Source organism: Streptomyces noursei (assembly GCF_001646665.1).
GTDB lineage: Bacteria > Actinomycetota > Actinomycetes > Streptomycetales > Streptomycetaceae > Streptomyces > Streptomyces lavendulocolor.
On the sequence record NZ_LWBU01000307.1, the window covers coordinates 33,575 to 34,002 of the forward strand.

1 protein-coding gene is annotated in these 428 nt (G+C 80.1%); it reads left to right on the forward strand.

What is annotated here, in order from left to right; all coding sequences use genetic code 11:
* Window positions 1-428 (forward strand): aminotransferase class I/II-fold pyridoxal phosphate-dependent enzyme (locus tag A4V12_RS39035; protein ID WP_234372298.1); only part of this gene is annotated, 428 nt, incomplete at both ends.

A 428-nucleotide genomic window follows, 5' to 3' on the forward strand; every position in this document is an offset into this window, starting at 1 on the left:
GGGCCGCGCAGAAGGCCGCGCTGTCCCGGCTGCCGCACCGGGCGCTGGGCTACCCCGACCCGCGCGGGCTGCCGGAGCTGCGGACCGCCCTGGCCGCCCTGCTGGCCCGGCGGCGCGGGGTGGTGGCCGATCCGGAGCGGGTGGTGGTGTGCTCGGGCGTGTCGCAGGCGATGACGCTCCTCGCCTTCGTGCTGGGCGCGCGGGGCCTGGACGCCCTGGGCGCCGAGGATCCGGGGAGCCCGGAGCCCGCGGCCCTGTTCGCGTCGGCGGGGCTGCGGACCGTGCCCCTGCCGCTGGACGCCGAAGGGCTCGAACCGGCCGCCCTGGCCGCGTCCGGGCTGCGGGCGGTGGTGACCACGCCCGCCCACCAGTTCCCCTCGGGCATCGGCTACTCGGCCCGGCGCCGCGCGGGTCTGCTCGACTGGGCG